Below are 15,957 nucleotides of genomic sequence, written 5' to 3' on the forward strand. Positions count from 1 at the left end.
TGGCGCCTGCCTTCCGGCAGGGGCTCGCACGGTAGTCTCAAACCCGATATGAGCATCGAACAGTCCTCCCCGAACCGGCCCGACCGGAAGCCGCGCGTCGCGCTGGTCTTCGGCGGGCGCAGCTCCGAGCACGCGATCTCGGTCTCCACCGCGGGCAGTGTGCTCAGGGCGATCGACCGCGACAAGTACGACGTGCTGCCGATCGGCATCACGCACGAGGGCCGCTGGGCGCTGACCAGCGACGAGCCGGCCCGGATGGCCATCACCGACGGGCGGCTGCCGGACGTGGCGCACGTCGCCGAGGGCGTCGACGGCCAGGTCGCGCTGCCGGTCGCCCCGGGCAGCCGCGAGGTGGTCCTGACCGAGCCGGGCAGCGCCCCCAAGGCCCTCGGCGAGGTCGACGTGGTGTTCCCGCTGCTGCACGGTCCGTGGGGCGAGGACGGCACGCTCCAGGGCCTGCTGGAGCTCTCCGGCGTCCCGTACGTCGGCAACGGCGTGCTGGCGAGCGCGGCCGGCATGGACAAGGAGTTCGCCAAGCGGATCCTGGCCTCGCACGGTCTGAACGTCGGCCGCTACACCATCGTGCGGCCGCGCGACTGGGAGTCCGAGGCGGGCCGCGCGGCGGTGCGCGAGCGGGCCGCCGAGCTGGGTCTGCCGCTGTTCGTGAAGCCCTGCCGGGCCGGCTCCAGCATCGGCATCACCAAGGTGAAGGACCTGGCCGACCTCGACGCCGCGATCGAGGAGGCCCGTCGGCACGACCCCAAGCTCATCATCGAGGCCGGCGTGACCGGCCGCGAGATCGAGTGCGGCGTGCTGGAGTTCGAGGACGGCCCGCGGGCCAGCGTGGCCGGCGAGATCCTGGTCGGCGAGGGCTTCGACTTCTACGACTTCGAGGCCAAGTACATCGACTCCTCGGACGTGAAGATCCCGGCGGACCTGACCGCCGAGGAGCTCGCCGAGATCCGGCGCCAGGCGGTCGAGGCCTTCGAGGCGCTCGGCTGCGAGGGCCTGGCCCGGGTGGACTTCTTCCTGCTGGAGGACGGCACCTGGATGATCAACGAGATCAACACCATGCCCGGCTTCACCCCGATCTCGGCCTACCCGAAGATGTGGGAGGCCAGTGGGGTCGCGTACCCGGAGCTGATCGACCGGCTGCTCGGGACGGCGCTGCGCCGCTCGACCGGGCTGCGCTAGCGGGTCCTGCCGCGGAGGGCGGGCCGGGGAGCTCCCGGCCCGCCCTCGGTGCGTCCCCTCCCGGGGCGCGGCTCCCGCCGCCGGGCTCAGCCCGGGACGTTGGCCTTGACCGCGCCGGTCAGGGCGGCCGCCGGGTCGAAGGGGTTCTGCGCGGCCCCGGCCGGGACGGTCACCTCGACGTAGGCGGCGCGCATGGTCGTCACGAAGCGGTAGCCGCCGTCGGCGAGCTTCTGCGACCACCAGGTGACTCCGTCGACGCTCGGGGACCAGTCCGCGGCGTGGTCGCCGTCCAGCTCCTCCGGCCGGTCGATGCCGCAGCGCAGCACCGTCCGGGGGGAATCGCCCCAGGCGGCCACGTACGGGGAGGCGGGCGACGGGTCGTTGCGGGCGTGCCCGAGCAGGTCGGCCGGCAGCGCGGCGGCCAGCGACCGGCAGTACCCGGCCGCACGGCCGCCCGGCTGCGGGACCTCGACCTTCGGGTCGGCCGGCCCCCAGCTGCCGACCAGCGCCACGACGGTGCAGGTCAGGGCGACGGGCAGGGCCAGCCAGCGGACCGGGGCCGGCAGGGCGGTCAGCGCCTCGGGGACGCGGAGTTCTCTGGCCACCCGCCGATGGTAACCGGGGCCCGGGTGGCCGGACGTGCCGGTGCGCCGGGCCACCGGGCCCGGGCGCACCGGTGCACGGGCCTACAGGTGCACCACCGGGCACGTGAGGGTGCGGGTGATGCCCTCGACCTTCTGGACCCGGGCCACCACCAGCCGGCCCAGTTCGTCCACCGTCTCGGCCTCGGCCTTGACGATCACGTCGTAGGGGCCGGTGACGTCCTCGGCGGTGAGTACGCCGGGGACCTCGGCGATGGTCCGGGCCACGGCGGTGGCCTTGCCAACCTCGGTCTGGATCAGGATGTATGCCTGTACCACGGGGACCTCCCGGCGGCCGGTTGAGGGGGGATCGCCGCCGTGATCGCCCGGTCAGGCGCATGGGTGGGTGGGCTCACCGGCAGTCTGATCACCACGCTACCTCGCAGCGGGCCGGGGAGGGGAGACCCCGAGGCCCCGGAAGGGCGTACGCTGCGCGCGGGGGAGCGCGACGGGGGCCGAAGACGGATGGAAACGCGAGAGGACGGCAGATGCAGGGGACCGTGGGCGAGCTCGGCGAGTTCGGCCTCATCAGGGAGCTGACCGCCCGGGTACCGCTCACCGACGCGGTCGACCTCGGCCCGGGTGACGACGCCGCGGTGGTACGGGCTCCGGACGGCCGGGTGGTGGCGACCACGGACGTCCTGATCGAGAACCGGCACTTCCGCCGGGACTGGTCCACCGCCTACGACGTGGGCCGCAAGGCCGCCGCCCAGAACCTCGCCGACGTGGCCGCGATGGGGGCGGTGCCGACCGCCATACTGCTCGGTCTGGTCACTCCCGCGGACCTGCCGACCACCTGGGCCACCGAGTTGATGGACGGGCTGCGCGACGAGTGCCAGGTGGCCGGGGCGACGGTGGTCGGCGGTGACGTGGTGCGCGGCGACACCGTCATGCTGGCCATCACGGCACTCGGGGACCTCCAAGGGCGTGCGGCGGTGACCCGCTCCGGTGCGCAGGTCGGCGACGTGGTCGCGGTGACCGGCTGGCTCGGCTGGTCGGCCGCCGGCCTGACCGTGCTCCAGCGCGGCTTCCGCTCCCCGCGGGCCTTCGTCGAGGCGCACCGCCGGCCCGAACCGCCGTACCACGCGGGCCCGGCGGCGGCCGAGCTGGGCGCGACCTCGATGATCGACGTGAGCGACGGGCTGGTCGCCGACCTCGGCCACGTGGCCCGGGCCAGCGAGGTGGACATCGACCTGAAGGCCGCCGACTTCGACGTCCCGGCGCAGATGGCCGACATCGGCCAGGCGGTCGGCGTGGACCCGTTGGTCTGGGTGCTCTCCGGCGGCGAGGACCACGCGATCGTGGCCACCTTCCCGCGCGGGGTCCAACTCCCGGCCCGCTGGCGGGTGGTGGGCGAGGTGACCGGCCGCCCGACGGGCAGCCGCAGCGGCCGGGTCACGGTGGACGGCGCCCCCTGGGACCGGGTGGGCGGCTGGGACCACTTCGCCGAGTAGGGCCCGCCCCCGGATCGCGTCGGCCCCGCCGGGGACCCGGGAGGCGGGGCCCCGGCGGGCGGTCCGCGCCGATCCCCGTACGGCGGGCGGCGCGTGACGCTCCGGTGCGCTGGGAACGGGTGTCGAGGGTGCGTTGTGCGTAGGCTTGCGACACCCCAGCCCACCCGCCCGGCGCGGGTGGCCCGACCCACTGCGAGCGGGAGCACACCAGACATGCGCATCGGTGTACTGACCAGCGGCGGCGACTGCCCCGGCCTCAACGCGGTGATCCGCTCGGTGGTGCACCGGGGCACCGACGTCCACGGGCACGAGATCGTCGGCATCCTGGACGGCTTCCTCGGACTGATCGAGGGCCGCACCAGGACGGTCTCGCACGACGACGTCACCGGCCTGCTCACCCTCGGCGGCACCATCCTGGGCTCGGCCCGGGTGCGGCGGGACCGGATCGCCTGGGCGGTCGAGAACGCCAAGACGCTGGCCCGGGAGATCGGCATCGACGCGCTGATCGCGATCGGTGGGGAGGGCACGCTGACCGCCGCCAAGCTGTTCAGCGACGCCGGACTGCCCGTGGTCGGGGTGCCGAAGACCATCGACAACGACATCGACGCCACCGACGTGACCTTCGGCTTCGACACCGCCGTGCACGTCGCGACCGAGGCGATCGACCGGCTGAAGACCACCGCCGAGTCCCACCAGCGCGTCATGGTCGTCGAGTTGATGGGCCGGCACACCGGCTGGATCACCCTCACCGCGGGCATGGCGGGCGGTGCGCACGGCATCCTGATCCCGGAGAAGCCCTTCGACATCGAGGCGGTGGCCCGGATAATCGAGGACCGCTTCGCGCGCGGCAAGAAGTTCGCCATCATCGCCGTCGCCGAGGGCGCCTCCCCGCTGCCCGGCACCATGCGCTTCGACCACGGCGAGGTCGACCAGTACGGCCACCGGACCTTCGGCGGGATCGGCAACCGGCTCGCCCACGAGCTGGAGAACCTGCTCGGCAAGGAGGCCCGCCCGGTCATCCTCGGCCACGTCCAGCGCGGCGGCACCCCGACCGCCCGGGACCGGGTGCTCGCCACCCGGTTCGGCTGGCACGCGGTGGAGGCCGTCCAGCAGGGGGCGTTCGGACACTTCACCGCGCTGCGCCGCACCGGCATCGAGCTGCTGCCGATCGGCGACGCGGTGACCAGGCTGAAGACGGTGCCGAAGGACCGCTGGGCGGAGTCCGAGGCGGTGCTCTGAGAGCGCGCCGGTAGGTTGGGGCCCATGGCCCTCCCGTCTCCCACCCCCGCCCCCGGCCGAAGCGCTTCGCACGGCCCCTCCGACGCCACCGCCCGCCCCGCGCCTCCCCGGGTGCTCACCGTCGCCGGCTCCGACTCCGGCGGCGGCGCCGGAATCCAGGCCGACCTCAAGGCGATGCTCGCCCTCGGCGTCCACGGCATGAGCGTGATCACCGCCGTCACCGCGCAGAACTCGCTCGGCGTCCAGGGCTACTGGGAGCTGCCCGCGGAAGCCGTCCGGGCGCAGTTCCGCAGCGTGGTGGACGACATCGGGGTGCAGGCCGTGAAGACCGGCATGCTCGCCTCGGTCGAACTCGTCGAGACCGTCGCCGAGCTGCTGGCCGGGGTGGACGCCCCGGTGGTGGTCGACCCGGTCGGGGTCTCCAAGCACGGGGACGCGCTGCTGGTCGCCGAGGCCGTCGCCACCGTCCGCGAGAAGCTGCTGCCGGTCGCCACCCTGGCCACCCCCAACCTGCACGAGGTGACCCAGCTCACCGGGCTGACCGTCGAGGACGAGTCGCAGATGCTGGACGCCGCCAGGGCACTGGTCGACCTCGGGCCGCGCTGGGCGCTGGTCAAGGGCGGCCACCTGCCGGGCGAGGCCGCCGACCTGCTGTACGGCGGACCGGACGAGGTGCACTGGTTCCGGGCGCCCCGCTACGACAACCGGCACACCCACGGCACCGGCTGCACCCTGGCCAGCGCGATCGCGGCCGGACTGGCCAAGGGCGAGCCGCTGCCGCGGGCGGTGGCCTCGGCCAAGGAGTACATCACCGGCGCGATCGCCGGGGGCTTCGCCCTGGGCGCCGGCATCGGCCCGGTCGACCACGCCTGGCGCTGGCGCTGAGGACCCCGGAAGACGACAGTGGGCGGGCTCCTGGGGGGAGTCCGCCCACTGTCGGTGGGTCCGGAAAACGGCAGAGCCGGCCACGGAAACAGTGAAGCCGGTTCATCCGAGGATGAACCGGCTCACTGGAGGACCGGCTTGCCGGTCTGCGCGTCAGCGCGAGACCTTACCGGCCTTGATGCACGAGGTGCAGACGTTGAGCCGCTTCGGCGTCCGCCCAATCACAGCGCGCACCGTCTGGATGTTGGGGTTCCAACGACGGGGGGTACGGCGGTGAGAGTGGGAGATGCTGTTGCCGAAGCCCGGCCCCTTGCCGCAGACGTCGCAGTTGGCAGCCACAGGAGTCACTCCAAGACTTCAGATCAGATACTTTCGAAAACCCCGCTCGACCACCAGAACACTCGCGTGGACCAGACCGGACGAGGGGGTGAGCCTGGACGGTTCCAGGCAACCGGAAGAGCATACAACGCTTGCTTCCGTCCCACGAAACTACCATGACCGGCCGAGTGATCGCTCCGGTCGTCGGCCCGGACGGCCCCGCCCGCCCCCCGATAACCTGCCGGTATCACCCCTCGCCGCCGCCCCTCGGGCCACCGCGGCGTCCCATCCGGAGGAGACCTGGTGCTGCACACGCTCGACGCCCCGGCCGTGCGCACCTGGTGCCAGCTCGCCCTGCGGGCGCTCGGCCAGGCCCGCGAGGAGATCGACGCGCTCAACGTCTACCCCGTCCCGGACGGCGACACCGGCACCAACCTCTATCTGACCGTCGAGTCCGCCGCCGCCGAGGTGGAGAGCCGCTTCGCCGACCCCGCCGTCGGGACGGCCCCCGGGCTGGCCGACACGGTCCGGGCGATGGCCCGCGGCGCGCTGGTCGGCGCCCGCGGGAACTCCGGGGTGATCCTCGCCCAGTGGCTGCGCGGGACCGCCGAGACGCTCGCCGAGGGCGGCGGCGCCGACCAGCTGCGGGCCGCCCTGCAACGGGCCGCCGACTCCGCGTACCAGGCCGTCGCGGAGCCCGTCGAGGGGACCCTGCTGACCGTCGCCCGGGTCGCCGCCCGGGAGGCCGTCCGGGCCGGGGACGGGCTCGCGCAGGTCGCCGACACCGCCCACCGGGCCGCCCGGGACGCACTGCGGCACACCCCCGAGCAGCTCGCCGTGCTGGCCGAGAACGGGGTCGTGGACGCCGGCGGGCGCGGCCTGGTGGCCGTCCTCGGCGCGCTCGCCGACGCCGTCGCCGGGCAGCAGCCGATGGGGCCGGTCGCGCTGCGCGGGGACGTCCGGGCCGTCGAGAGCTGCGAGACGCACCTGCGGCCGCCCGGCCCCGGCCACCCCGCCTTCGAGGTCATCTACCTGCTGGACGCCCCCGACGAGGCGCTGCCCGCGCTGCGCGAGCGGCTCGGCGAGCTCGGCGACTCGCTGGTGGTCGGCGGCGGCGACGGCCTGTGGAACGTGCACGTCCACGTGGACGACGCGGGCGCCGCCGTGGAGGCCGGCGTCGGGGCCGGGCGCCCGCACCAGATCCGGATCACCCACTTCGCCGAGGCCGCCGCCCGCTCCGGCACCGCCGCCGAGCCCGGCGAGCGCGAGGAGCGGGCCCGGGCGGTCCTCTCGGTGGTCTCCGGCGAGGGCCTGGCCGAGCTCTGCGAACAGGCCGGCGCCGTCGTCCTGCACGCCGACCCGGACCGCCCGCCGGCCAGCGCCGAACTCGCCGCCGCGGTGCGCCGCTCGGCCGCCCGCGAGGTCGTCCTGCTGCTGAACGACCCGGAGCTGCGCGCCGCCGCCGGGGCCGCCGCCGACCAGCTGCGCGAGGAGGGGGTGCGGATCGCCGTCCTGCCCACCCGTTCGCCGGTGCAGGGACTGGCGGCGCTCGCGGTGCACGAGGGCGGCCGCCGCTTCGACGAGGACGTGGTCGCCATGACCTCCGCCGCCGGGGCCACCCGGTACGCGGAACTGGCCGTCGCCGAGGGGGAGTCCTGGACGATGGCCGGCGTCTGCCAGGCCGGGGACGTGCTCGGGCTGATCGACGGCGACGTCGCGGTGATCGGCGCCGGGCTGGCCGAGGTCGGCGAGAGCGTGCTGGACCGGATGCTCGGGGCGGGCGGCGAACTCGTCACCCTGATCCTCGGCGAGGGCACCGAGGCGGCGCTCGCCGAGCGGCTGGTCGCCCACGTGCGGCACCGCCGGCCCGAGGTGGACGCGGTGGTCTTCCACGGGGGGCAGGAACCGGCGCCGCTGCTCATCGGGGTGGAGTAGCCGCCGTTCTGTCCGCCCCTTGGTGTAAACAGGGGCCTGATGGGCGCTCTCGATGAACCACTGACCAAGCTCGTCGGCGACCGCACCGCGAAGGTGCTCGCCGACAGTCTCAAGCTGCGCACGGTCGGGGACCTGCTGCACCACTACCCGCGCCGCTACGTCGAACGCGGCCAGCTCACCAGCCTGGACGAGCTGGAGGTCGACGAGCACGTCACCGTGCTGGCCCGGATCGAGAAGGTCACCCTGATCCCGTTCCGCGGCCGCAAGGGCGACCGGCTGGAGGTCGTGGTCACCGACGGCCGCAGCCGGCTCTCGCTGGTCTTCTTCAACCAGGGCTGGCGGCAGAAGGAGCTCAAGGCCGGCGCCCAGGGCCTGTTCGCCGGAAAGGTCGGGGTCTTCAACCGGACCCGCCAGCTGGTCTCGCCGGACTACCAGCTGCTCGACGAGGACACCGGGTCGGACGCCGCGCGGCAGTTCGCCGGCCGGCTCATCCCGGTGTACGGCGCCAGCGCGCAGATGCCCAGCTGGAAGCTGTCGATCTGCATCGAGACCGCGCTCACCAAGCACCTCGGCGACGTCGGCGAGCCGCTGCCCGCCGAACTGCGCGAGCGGCACGACCTGATCCCGCTGCCCGAGGCACTGGAACTGATCCACCGCCCGCGCGGCCACGCCGACCGCGAGCGGGCCCAGAGCCGGCTGCGCTGGGACGAGGCCTTCGTGCTCCAGGTCGCCCTCGCGCAGCGCCGGGCCGCCGACTCCGCCCTGCCCGCCAAGCCGCGCCGGGCCCGCGAGGGCGGCCTGCTGGACGCCTTCGACGCCCGGCTGCCGTTCACCCTCACCGAGGGCCAGCGGTCCGTCTGCGCCGAGATCGCCGCCGACCTCGCCACCGACCACCCGATGCACCGGCTGCTCCAGGGCGAGGTCGGCTCCGGGAAGACCCTGGTCGCGCTGCGCGCCATGCTCGCCGTGGTGGACGCGGGCGGCCAGGCGGTGCTGCTGGCGCCCACCGAGGTGCTCGCCCAGCAGCACCACCGCTCGATCGTCGAGATGATGGGGGACCTCGCCGAGGGCGGCATGCTCGGCGGCTCCGACCTCGGCACCCGGGTGGTGCTGCTGACCGGCTCGATGGGTGTCCCCGCCCGCCGGCAGGCGCTGCTCGACATGGCCTGCGGGGACGCCGGGATCGCCATCGGCACCCACGCGCTGATCGAGGACAAGGTGCAGTTCCAGGACCTCGGCCTGGTCGTGGTGGACGAGCAGCACCGCTTCGGCGTCGAGCAGCGGGACGCGCTGCGCGCCAAGGGCGAGCAGCCGCCGCACCTGCTGGTGATGACGGCCACCCCGATCCCGCGCACCGTCGCGATGACGGTCTTCGGGGACCTGGAGACCTCCGTCCTGGACCAGCTGCCGGCCGGCCGCTCGCCGATCTCCACCCATGTCGTCCCGGCGCTGGAGAAGCCCAACTTCCTCACCCGGGCCTGGGAGCGGGTCCGCGAGGAGGTCGCCAAGGGCCACCAGGCGTACGTGGTCTGCCCCCGGATCGGGGACGAGGAGCCGGCGGCGGGCCCGGGGAAGAAGCGCCGCAAGGCCGCCGTGGAGGACTTCGAGGAGGTCGGCGACGAGAGCGGTGACGAGGGCGCGGCGAGCGACGAACGGCGGCCCCCGCTCTCGGTGGTGGAGACGGCCGAGAAGCTGGCGAAGGGCCCGCTGAGCGGCCTGCGGGTGGAGATCCTGCACGGCCGGCTCGCGCCCGAGGCCAAGGACGAGGTGATGCGCCGGTTCACGGCCGGCGAGGTGGACGTGCTGGTCGCCACCACGGTGATCGAGGTCGGCGTCAACGTCCCCAACTCCACCGCGATGGTCATCATGGACGCCGACCGCTTCGGCGTCTCCCAGCTCCACCAGCTGCGCGGCCGGGTCGGCCGCGGCAGCGCGGCGGGCCTGTGCCTGCTGGTCAGCGACATGCCCGGGGGCAGCGCCGCGCGGGCCCGGCTGGACGCGGTGGCGGGCACCCTGGACGGCTTCGAGCTGTCCCGGATCGACCTCGAACAGCGCCGCGAGGGCGACGTGCTGGGCCAGGCCCAGTCCGGGGTGAAGTCCTCGCTCAAGGTGCTCTCGGTGCTGGAGGACGAGGAGGTCATCCTCACCGCCCGCACCGAGGCCACCCGGCTGGTCGCCGAGGACCCGGACCTGGCCGCCCACCCGGAGCTGCGCACCGCGCTGGAGAGCCTGCTCGACGAGGACCGCGCGGCCTACATGGAGAAGGGCTGACCGGCCCTTCGGGGGTCGGATTGTCAGACCCCCGGGAGAGAATGGAGTTGTTCAGGACGCACCTCCAAGGTGCGTACCTGGCACGACACTTGGGGGTCATGCCATGGCATTCCGTCATCTCAACGAGCTCCCGCTGGGCGACAAGGTCTTCCGGATCGAACTCGCCAGCGACGACGACCGCGAGGTCACCCTCACCCTGACCGGCTGGCGCGAGGGGGCGGCCGCCGCACCGCTCGCCTCGGGCAAGCTCCGCCTGCCGGTCGAGGACGTCGCCTCGCTGCGGATCGCGCTCAACCGCGCGCTGCGGGCGCTGGCGATCGTCGCCGACGTCTCCGAGCCCATCCCCGACCGCGACGTGCTGCGCGAGCTGTACCCCGGCCACGGCGCCCCCTGGGTGCCGCAGCACGAGGAGGAACTGGTCCGGCGCTTCCACGACGGCGAGACCATCGCCCGGGTCGCCGCCCGGTTCGGCCGCACGCCCGACTCCGTCCGGACCAAGCTGCGCGAGCTCGGGCACGACCCGCGCCGCCCCGAGTTCTGCCCGCCCGACGGCTGCCTGTCCTGGTCCCGCTACGCCTCGCCGGCCCTGCTCGGCGCGGCCCTGCCGCCCCAGGCGGCGGGCTCCGAGGCGAGCTGACCCGTACTCCCCGCAGGCCCTGCCGGTAAGCCCGGCGGGGCCTGCGCCGTATAGCGTGGTCGGGCAGCGACGAAAGGACCTCCCACCACCATGACCCGCGTGATCGCCGGGGCGGCCGGCGGCCGCCGACTGGCCGTACCGCCCGGCCGGGGCACCCGCCCGACCTCCGACAAGGCCCGCGAGGCGATGTTCTCCACCCTGGAGGCGCTGCGCGGCACCCTGCAGGGGATCCGGATGCTGGACCTGTTCGGCGGATCGGGCGCGGTCGGACTGGAGGCGCTGTCGCGCGGCGCCGAGCACGTCCTGCTGGTCGAGGCGGACGGCCAGGCGGCCCGGGTGATCCGGGAGAACGTCCGGACGATCGGCCTGCCCGGGGCCGAGGTGCGGGCCGCCAGGGCGGAGAAGGTGATCGCCGGCCCGCCCCCGCAGAGCCCGTACGACCTGGTCTTCCTCGACCCGCCGTACGTGGTGACGGACGAGGAGGTCCGCGAGATGCTGATCACACTCCTGGCCGGGGGCTGGCTCGCGGACGACGCACTCGTCACCGTGGAGCGCAGCACCCGCGGCGGTGGGTTCGACTGGCCCGGGGGTTTCGAGGAACTGCGCTCCCGCCGCTACGGCGAGGGCACGCTCTGGTACGGTCGCGCCGCCGCCGCGGCCGGTGAGCAGAAGTAGCGGGCCGCGGCCCGCAGCAGCCGTCACCCCACGAGGGAGCACACACGCCATGCGCCGAGCCGTCTGTCCTGGTTCGTTCGACCCGATCACCAACGGTCACCTCGACATCATCGGGCGGGCCTCGAAGCTGTACGACGTGGTGCATGTCGCGGTCCTGATCAACCGGAACAAGCAGGGCATGTTCACCGTCGAGGAGCGGATCGGCCTGATCGAGGAGGTCACCGCCGGCTTCGGGAACCTGGTGGTCGAGTCGCACCACGGCCTGCTGGTGGACTTCTGCCGGGACCGCGGCATCCCCGCGATCATCAAGGGCCTGCGCGCCGTCAGCGACTTCGACTACGAGCTCCAGATGGCCCAGATGAACCACGGCCTGACCGGGGTGGAGACGCTGTTCGTGCCGACCTCGCCGACGTACAGCTTCCTCTCCTCGACGCTGGTCAAGGAGGTCGCCTCGTACGGCGGCGACGTCTCGCACCTGCTGCCGGAGACGGTGCACCGCCGGCTGGTGGAGCGGATCGCGGAGCGCAAGGCCGAGCAGTAGGCGCCGCCTGTCCGCTTCTGCCGGTTCGTCATGGATTGTCCCGAGGGCGGCAGACCGGTTCGGCGCAGGCGTTGTGACCCCGCCCGGCAGGGGCCGTACAGTCTGTACTCCTGCCCCGCGGTGAGGTTCACCGCGTCGGGCCTGCCTCCGCCGGACCGTCGGCGGCACACGGAAAGACGAAGCCCCGTGGACGTGCAGAACAAGGTCGACGAGATCGTGGCGGCGGTCGAGAACGCCCGCTCGATGCCGATGTCGGCCTCCTGCGTGGTGAACCGGGCCGAGCTGATCGGCCTGCTCAACAACCTCAGGTCGGCCCTGCCCGCCGAACTCGCCCAGGCCCAGTCGGTGATGGCCGACCACGAGCAGGTGGTGGCGGGTGCCCAGGCCGAGGCCGAGCGGATCATCCAGGGCGCGCACGCCGAGCGCGGCTCGCTGATCTCGGACACCGAGGTGGTCCGCCAGGCCCAGGCCCAGGCCGACCGGATCCTCGCCGAGGCGCGCGCCGAGGTCGACGCCAAGCGGGCCGAGGCCGACGACTACGTGGACAGCAAGCTCGCCAACTTCGAGGTCGTGCTGACCAAGACGCTCGGCGCGGTCGGCCGCGGCCGCACCAAGCTGCGTGGCGACTCCAGCGTCTTCGAGACCGAGTCCGAGGGCGAGGGCGACGGCGAGGAGTTCCGCCCGCAGCGGATCAGCCCGAGCCCCGAGGTGGACGAGTACGTCGATGTGAAGCTCGCCACCCTGGAGAACGTGCTCGGCGCCACCCTGGAGGCGGTCGGCAAGGGCCGGGACAAGCTGCTCGGCAAGCGGCCCATCGACGAGCTGGGCGCCTACCTGGCCGCCGCCGACCAGGCCCAGGAGGCCAAGGAGCGGGCCGAGGCGGTGGCGGCGGGCTTCGCCCACGACCCCGACGGCGGGGACATCGCCTGGTATCGCGAGGACGTCCCGCAGCAGCAGACCTGGCCGGAGCAGACCCCGGCCGCGGCCGGCTGGCAGGCCCCCGGCACCGACCAGTACGCGGCCGCCCAGCAGCCCGGCGGGCAGTACGCCGAGGTGTACGGCGGCGGCTACGACCCGGCCGGCCAGGGCGACCCGTACAACGCCCAGTGGGGCGGGCAGCAGGACGGCTACCAGCAGCAGGGCTACCCGGACCAGCAGCAGGGTGGCTACGGATATCCCCAGCAGCAGGGCTACCCCGCGCAGTCGTACGAGGGCTACACCTACCCCCAGCCGCCGGCCACCCCGCCGGCCGTGCCGCACCAGCAGCAGGGCCAGCAGCAGGGCCAGGGCCAGGCGCAGGGGCAGGGTCTGGACGAGACCAGCTTCTTCGACACCAGCATGATCGACATGACCAGGCTGCGGGAGCTCGGCGGCCGCTGAACCGGCCCCGGCACGGCCGCGGGGGAGTCTCCCGACGGGACCGAAGTTGGGCCTGACGGGAGACTCCGGTAGTCTGACCACTCCGGCCTCCCCATGTCCGGCCGTTGGCTTGCCCTCGCAGCGCCGACTTGTATGGGGACGCTTCGTTGAATTCCTATGGAAGTCAGGACACCGTGAACCGCCTCGACCACCGCGACCCCCTCGTGTTCGACACGCACGAGCTCGGTCGGCGTCCGGGCTCGATGCGCAAGGTGAGCCGGACCCTGGAGGCCCCGGAGGGCTTCGGGATCATCGACGTGATCGGCGTGCCGGAGAAGAGCCCGATCGAGCTGGAACTCCGCCTGGAGTCCGTGGTCGAGGGCGTGCTGGTCACCGGCACCGCCGAGACCCGCGTCGAGGGCGAGTGCGTCCGGTGCCTGGAGCCCGTCGCGTTCGACATCGACGTGGACTTCCAGGAGCTGTACTACTACCCGGAGTCCGACGAGCGCCACCGCGCCCGGACCGCCGGGGCCGAGGACCTCGACGAGGACTCGGAAGAAGAGACTTACCGTCTGGAGGGCGACTTCTTCGACCTCCGGCCGGTGCTGCGTGACGCGGTGGTGCTCGCACTGCCGCTGCAGCCGGTGTGCCAGGAAGACTGCCTGGGCCTGTGCTCCGAGTGCGGAGCGCGCCTGAGCGACGACCCGGCGCACCACCACGATGCCGTCGACCCCCGGTGGGCGGCTCTGCAGGGACTCTCCGCCGCCCCCGGCGACGAGGGTGACGGATCTAAGAACAGCGACACCCGTGAGGGTCTCGCCGAGAACCAGGAGAAGTAGCCGTGGCTGTTCCGAAGCGGAAGATGTCGCGCAGCAACACGCGCCACCGTCGGTCCAACTGGAAGGCCGTTGTCCCGGCCCTCGTGGCGTGCGACCGCTGCCACGAGCCGAAGCTGGGCCACATCGCGTGCCCGAGCTGCGGCACGTACAACCGTCGCCAGGTCCTCTCGGTCTGATCGGCGGGGTGTACGGATCGATGTCGGACGGTAACTCCACCCGCAAGGCGTCCATCGCCCCGAAGGGTTCCTCTTCGGGCGGCGGCAAGGCCGGCGGGCCGGCTTCGACCGAATACGACGTCCTGGAAGGGCGCCTCGGGTACACGCTCGAGCGCGCCCTTCTGGTGCGTGCCCTGACCCACCGCTCGTACGCGTACGAGAACGGCGGGCTGCCCACCAACGAGCGCCTGGAGTTCCTCGGCGACTCGGTGCTGGGCCTCGTGGTGACCGACACCCTCTACCGCGTCCACCCGGACGTCCCGGAGGGCACGCTCGCCAAACTGCGCGCCGCGGTGGTCAACTCCCGCGCGCTCGCGGACGTCGGCCGCGGCCTGGAGCTCGGCACGTTCATCCGCCTCGGCAAGGGCGAGGAGGGTACCGGCGGCCGCGACAAGTCGTCGATCCTCGCCGACACCGTCGAGGCCGTGATCGGCGCCGTCTACCTGGACCAGGGCCTGGACGCGGCCACCGAGTTCGTCCACCGACTGTTCGACCCGCTGATCGAGGAGTCCTCTCAGCTGGGCGCCGGCCTGGACTGGAAGACCAGCCTCCAGGAGCTCACCGCCTCGGTGGGCATCGGAGTGCCCGAGTACGTGGTCATGGAATCCGGTCCGGACCACGAGAAGACCTTCACCGCGGCGGCCCGGGTGGCCGGCGAGGACTTCGGCAGCGGCGTCGGCCGCTCGAAGAAGGAAGCCGAGCAGAAGGCCGCCGAGAGCGCCTGGCGCGCGATCAAGGACAAGTACGCCGACCGGCTGCCCGCCGGGGCGTGACCTCCGAGTAGCCTTCACTCCTGCCGAACCGTACCGAGCAGGAGGCGTCTTCCCGTGCCCGAACTTCCCGAGGTCGAGGTCGTCCGCCGTGGTCTGGCCAACTGGGTCGCCGGGCGGACCGTCGCCGACGTCGAGGTGCTGCACCCGCGCGCGGTGCGCCGCCAGCCGGCCGGCGCGGCCGACTTCACCGCCCGGCTGACCGGCACCACCCTGGGCACCGCGCAGCGGCGCGGCAAGTACCTGTGGGTGCCGCTGGCCGGCACCGGGAGGCCGGAGGCCGGGTGGGGGTCCCCCCGGCCGGAGGCTGGGGGAGGATTCTCGCTGATCGGCCACCTCGGGATGAGCGGCCAACTCCTCGTCCAGGACCCGTCCGTACCCGACGAGACGCACCTGCGGGTGCGGCTGCGCTTCGCCGACGGCGGGCGCGAACTGCGCTTCGTCGACCAGCGGACCTTCGGCGGCCTGGCAGTCGAGGAGGCCGAGGACGGGGACCCCGAGGGCACCCCGGTCTCGATCGCGCACATCGCCCGCGACCCGCTCGACCCGCGCTTCGACGACGCCGCCTTCGCGGCCGCGCTGCGCGCCAAGCGGACCACCGTCAAGCGCGCCCTGCTCGACCAGACCCTGATCAGCGGCGTCGGCAACATCTACGCCGACGAGGCGCTGTGGCGCTCCAGGCTGCACTACGACCGCCCGACCGCGACGCTCACCCGCCCGCAGGCCCTGCTGCTGCTGGCCGCCGCCCGGGACGTGATGACCGCGGCGCTCGCCGTCGGCGGCACCAGCTTCGACAGCCTCTACGTCAACGTGAACGGCGAGAGCGGCTACTTCTCCCGGGACCTCGACGCCTACGGGCGCGAGCAGGAGCCCTGCCGCCGCTGCGGCACCCCGATCCGGCGGGCGGCCTGGATGAACCGCTCCAGCTACTTCTGCCCCCGCTGCCAGCGCGTGCCGCGCACCAGCGGCGGGGGCTGAGGCCCC

General features: G+C 73.5%; 17 protein-coding genes. 14 read left to right on the forward strand and 3 right to left on the reverse strand.

The window, feature by feature from the left end; genetic code table 11:
- Positions 1 to 48 precede the first annotated feature (48 nt).
- Positions 49 to 1,194 (forward strand): D-alanine--D-alanine ligase family protein, encoded by a 1,146-nt coding sequence (locus ACFVVA_RS28375; protein WP_387693650.1) that lies wholly within the window; start codon positions 49 to 51, stop codon positions 1,192 to 1,194.
- Between the two features lie 86 nt (positions 1,195 to 1,280).
- Here ACFVVA_RS28375 and ACFVVA_RS28380 read toward each other — a convergent pair whose 3' ends face one another.
- Together ACFVVA_RS28380 and ACFVVA_RS28385 are read right to left on the reverse strand one after the other, a co-directional pair.
- The gene (locus ACFVVA_RS28380) at positions 1,281 to 1,799 is read right to left on the reverse strand and encodes a DUF3515 family protein (protein WP_359900543.1); all 519 of its coding nucleotides are present in this window, start codon (positions 1,797 to 1,799) and stop codon (positions 1,281 to 1,283) included.
- An 81-nt stretch (positions 1,800 to 1,880) separates the two neighbouring features.
- Entirely contained in the window at positions 1,881 to 2,114 is a 234-nt protein-coding gene (locus ACFVVA_RS28385; RefSeq protein WP_359900545.1) for an Lrp/AsnC ligand binding domain-containing protein, read from the reverse strand.
- A 209-nt stretch (positions 2,115 to 2,323) separates the two neighbouring features.
- Here ACFVVA_RS28385 and ACFVVA_RS28390 point away from each other — a divergent pair, with 209 nt between their 5' ends.
- The 3 genes from ACFVVA_RS28390 (at position 2,324) to thiD (ending at position 5,413) form a co-directional block, all read left to right on the forward strand.
- Entirely contained in the window at positions 2,324 to 3,289 is a 966-nt protein-coding gene (locus ACFVVA_RS28390; protein WP_359900547.1) for a thiamine-phosphate kinase, read from the forward strand.
- Between the two features lie 213 nt (positions 3,290 to 3,502).
- Positions 3,503 to 4,528, forward strand: coding sequence for an ATP-dependent 6-phosphofructokinase (locus ACFVVA_RS28395; RefSeq protein ID WP_359900549.1), 1,026 nt, complete (start codon positions 3,503 to 3,505; stop codon positions 4,526 to 4,528).
- Positions 4,529 to 4,552: 24 nt separating this feature from the next.
- Entirely contained in the window at positions 4,553 to 5,413 is an 861-nt protein-coding gene (gene thiD / locus ACFVVA_RS28400) for a bifunctional hydroxymethylpyrimidine kinase/phosphomethylpyrimidine kinase (protein WP_387693651.1), read from the forward strand.
- Between the two features lie 153 nt (positions 5,414 to 5,566).
- Here thiD and rpmB read toward each other — a convergent pair whose 3' ends face one another.
- Positions 5,567 to 5,752, reverse strand: coding sequence for a 50S ribosomal protein L28 (rpmB, locus tag ACFVVA_RS28405; RefSeq protein ID WP_014138233.1), 186 nt, complete (start codon positions 5,750 to 5,752; stop codon positions 5,567 to 5,569).
- A gap of 282 nt (positions 5,753 to 6,034) precedes the next feature.
- Between rpmB and ACFVVA_RS28410 the strand changes: the two genes are divergently transcribed.
- The 10 genes from ACFVVA_RS28410 to mutM all read left to right on the forward strand — a co-directional run bounded on the left by ACFVVA_RS28410 (position 6,035) and on the right by mutM (position 15,951).
- Positions 6,035 to 7,666, forward strand: a complete 1,632-nt coding sequence (locus tag ACFVVA_RS28410; RefSeq protein WP_387693652.1) for a DAK2 domain-containing protein — start codon at positions 6,035 to 6,037, stop codon at positions 7,664 to 7,666.
- A 39-nt stretch (positions 7,667 to 7,705) separates the two neighbouring features.
- A complete protein-coding gene (gene recG, locus ACFVVA_RS28415; RefSeq protein ID WP_387693653.1) occupies positions 7,706 to 9,937 on the forward strand; it encodes an ATP-dependent DNA helicase RecG in 2,232 nt (743 codons plus the stop codon).
- A 103-nt stretch (positions 9,938 to 10,040) separates the two neighbouring features.
- Positions 10,041 to 10,574 (forward strand): hypothetical protein, encoded by a 534-nt coding sequence (locus tag ACFVVA_RS28420; protein WP_387693654.1) that lies wholly within the window; start codon positions 10,041 to 10,043, stop codon positions 10,572 to 10,574.
- Between the two features lie 90 nt (positions 10,575 to 10,664).
- A complete protein-coding gene (rsmD, locus tag ACFVVA_RS28425; protein WP_387693655.1) occupies positions 10,665 to 11,249 on the forward strand; it encodes a 16S rRNA (guanine(966)-N(2))-methyltransferase RsmD in 585 nt (194 codons plus the stop codon).
- Between the two features lie 49 nt (positions 11,250 to 11,298).
- Positions 11,299 to 11,790, forward strand: a complete 492-nt coding sequence (coaD, locus tag ACFVVA_RS28430; RefSeq protein WP_387693656.1) for a pantetheine-phosphate adenylyltransferase — start codon at positions 11,299 to 11,301, stop codon at positions 11,788 to 11,790.
- A gap of 186 nt (positions 11,791 to 11,976) precedes the next feature.
- On the forward strand, positions 11,977 to 13,170 hold the full coding sequence (locus ACFVVA_RS28435) for an ATP synthase F0 subunit B (RefSeq protein ID WP_387693657.1): 1,194 nt from the start codon (positions 11,977 to 11,979) through the stop codon (positions 13,168 to 13,170).
- A gap of 173 nt (positions 13,171 to 13,343) precedes the next feature.
- Positions 13,344 to 13,988: a YceD family protein gene (locus tag ACFVVA_RS28440; protein WP_387693658.1), complete on the forward strand. Its 645-nt coding sequence runs from the start codon at positions 13,344 to 13,346 to the stop codon at positions 13,986 to 13,988.
- A 2-nt stretch (positions 13,989 to 13,990) separates the two neighbouring features.
- The gene (rpmF, locus tag ACFVVA_RS28445; RefSeq protein WP_030056747.1) at positions 13,991 to 14,164 is read left to right on the forward strand and encodes a 50S ribosomal protein L32; all 174 of its coding nucleotides are present in this window, start codon (positions 13,991 to 13,993) and stop codon (positions 14,162 to 14,164) included.
- Positions 14,165 to 14,184: 20 nt separating this feature from the next.
- Positions 14,185 to 14,976, forward strand: a complete 792-nt coding sequence (gene rnc, locus ACFVVA_RS28450) for a ribonuclease III (protein ID WP_387693659.1) — start codon at positions 14,185 to 14,187, stop codon at positions 14,974 to 14,976.
- A gap of 54 nt (positions 14,977 to 15,030) precedes the next feature.
- On the forward strand, positions 15,031 to 15,951 hold the full coding sequence (gene mutM, locus ACFVVA_RS28455) for a bifunctional DNA-formamidopyrimidine glycosylase/DNA-(apurinic or apyrimidinic site) lyase (protein ID WP_387693660.1): 921 nt from the start codon (positions 15,031 to 15,033) through the stop codon (positions 15,949 to 15,951).
- Positions 15,952 to 15,957: the final 6 nt, after the last annotated feature.

The organism is Kitasatospora sp. NPDC058048, assembly GCF_042885555.1.
In the GTDB taxonomy this organism is placed as follows: Bacteria; Actinomycetota; Actinomycetes; order Streptomycetales; family Streptomycetaceae; genus Kitasatospora; species Kitasatospora lactacystinica.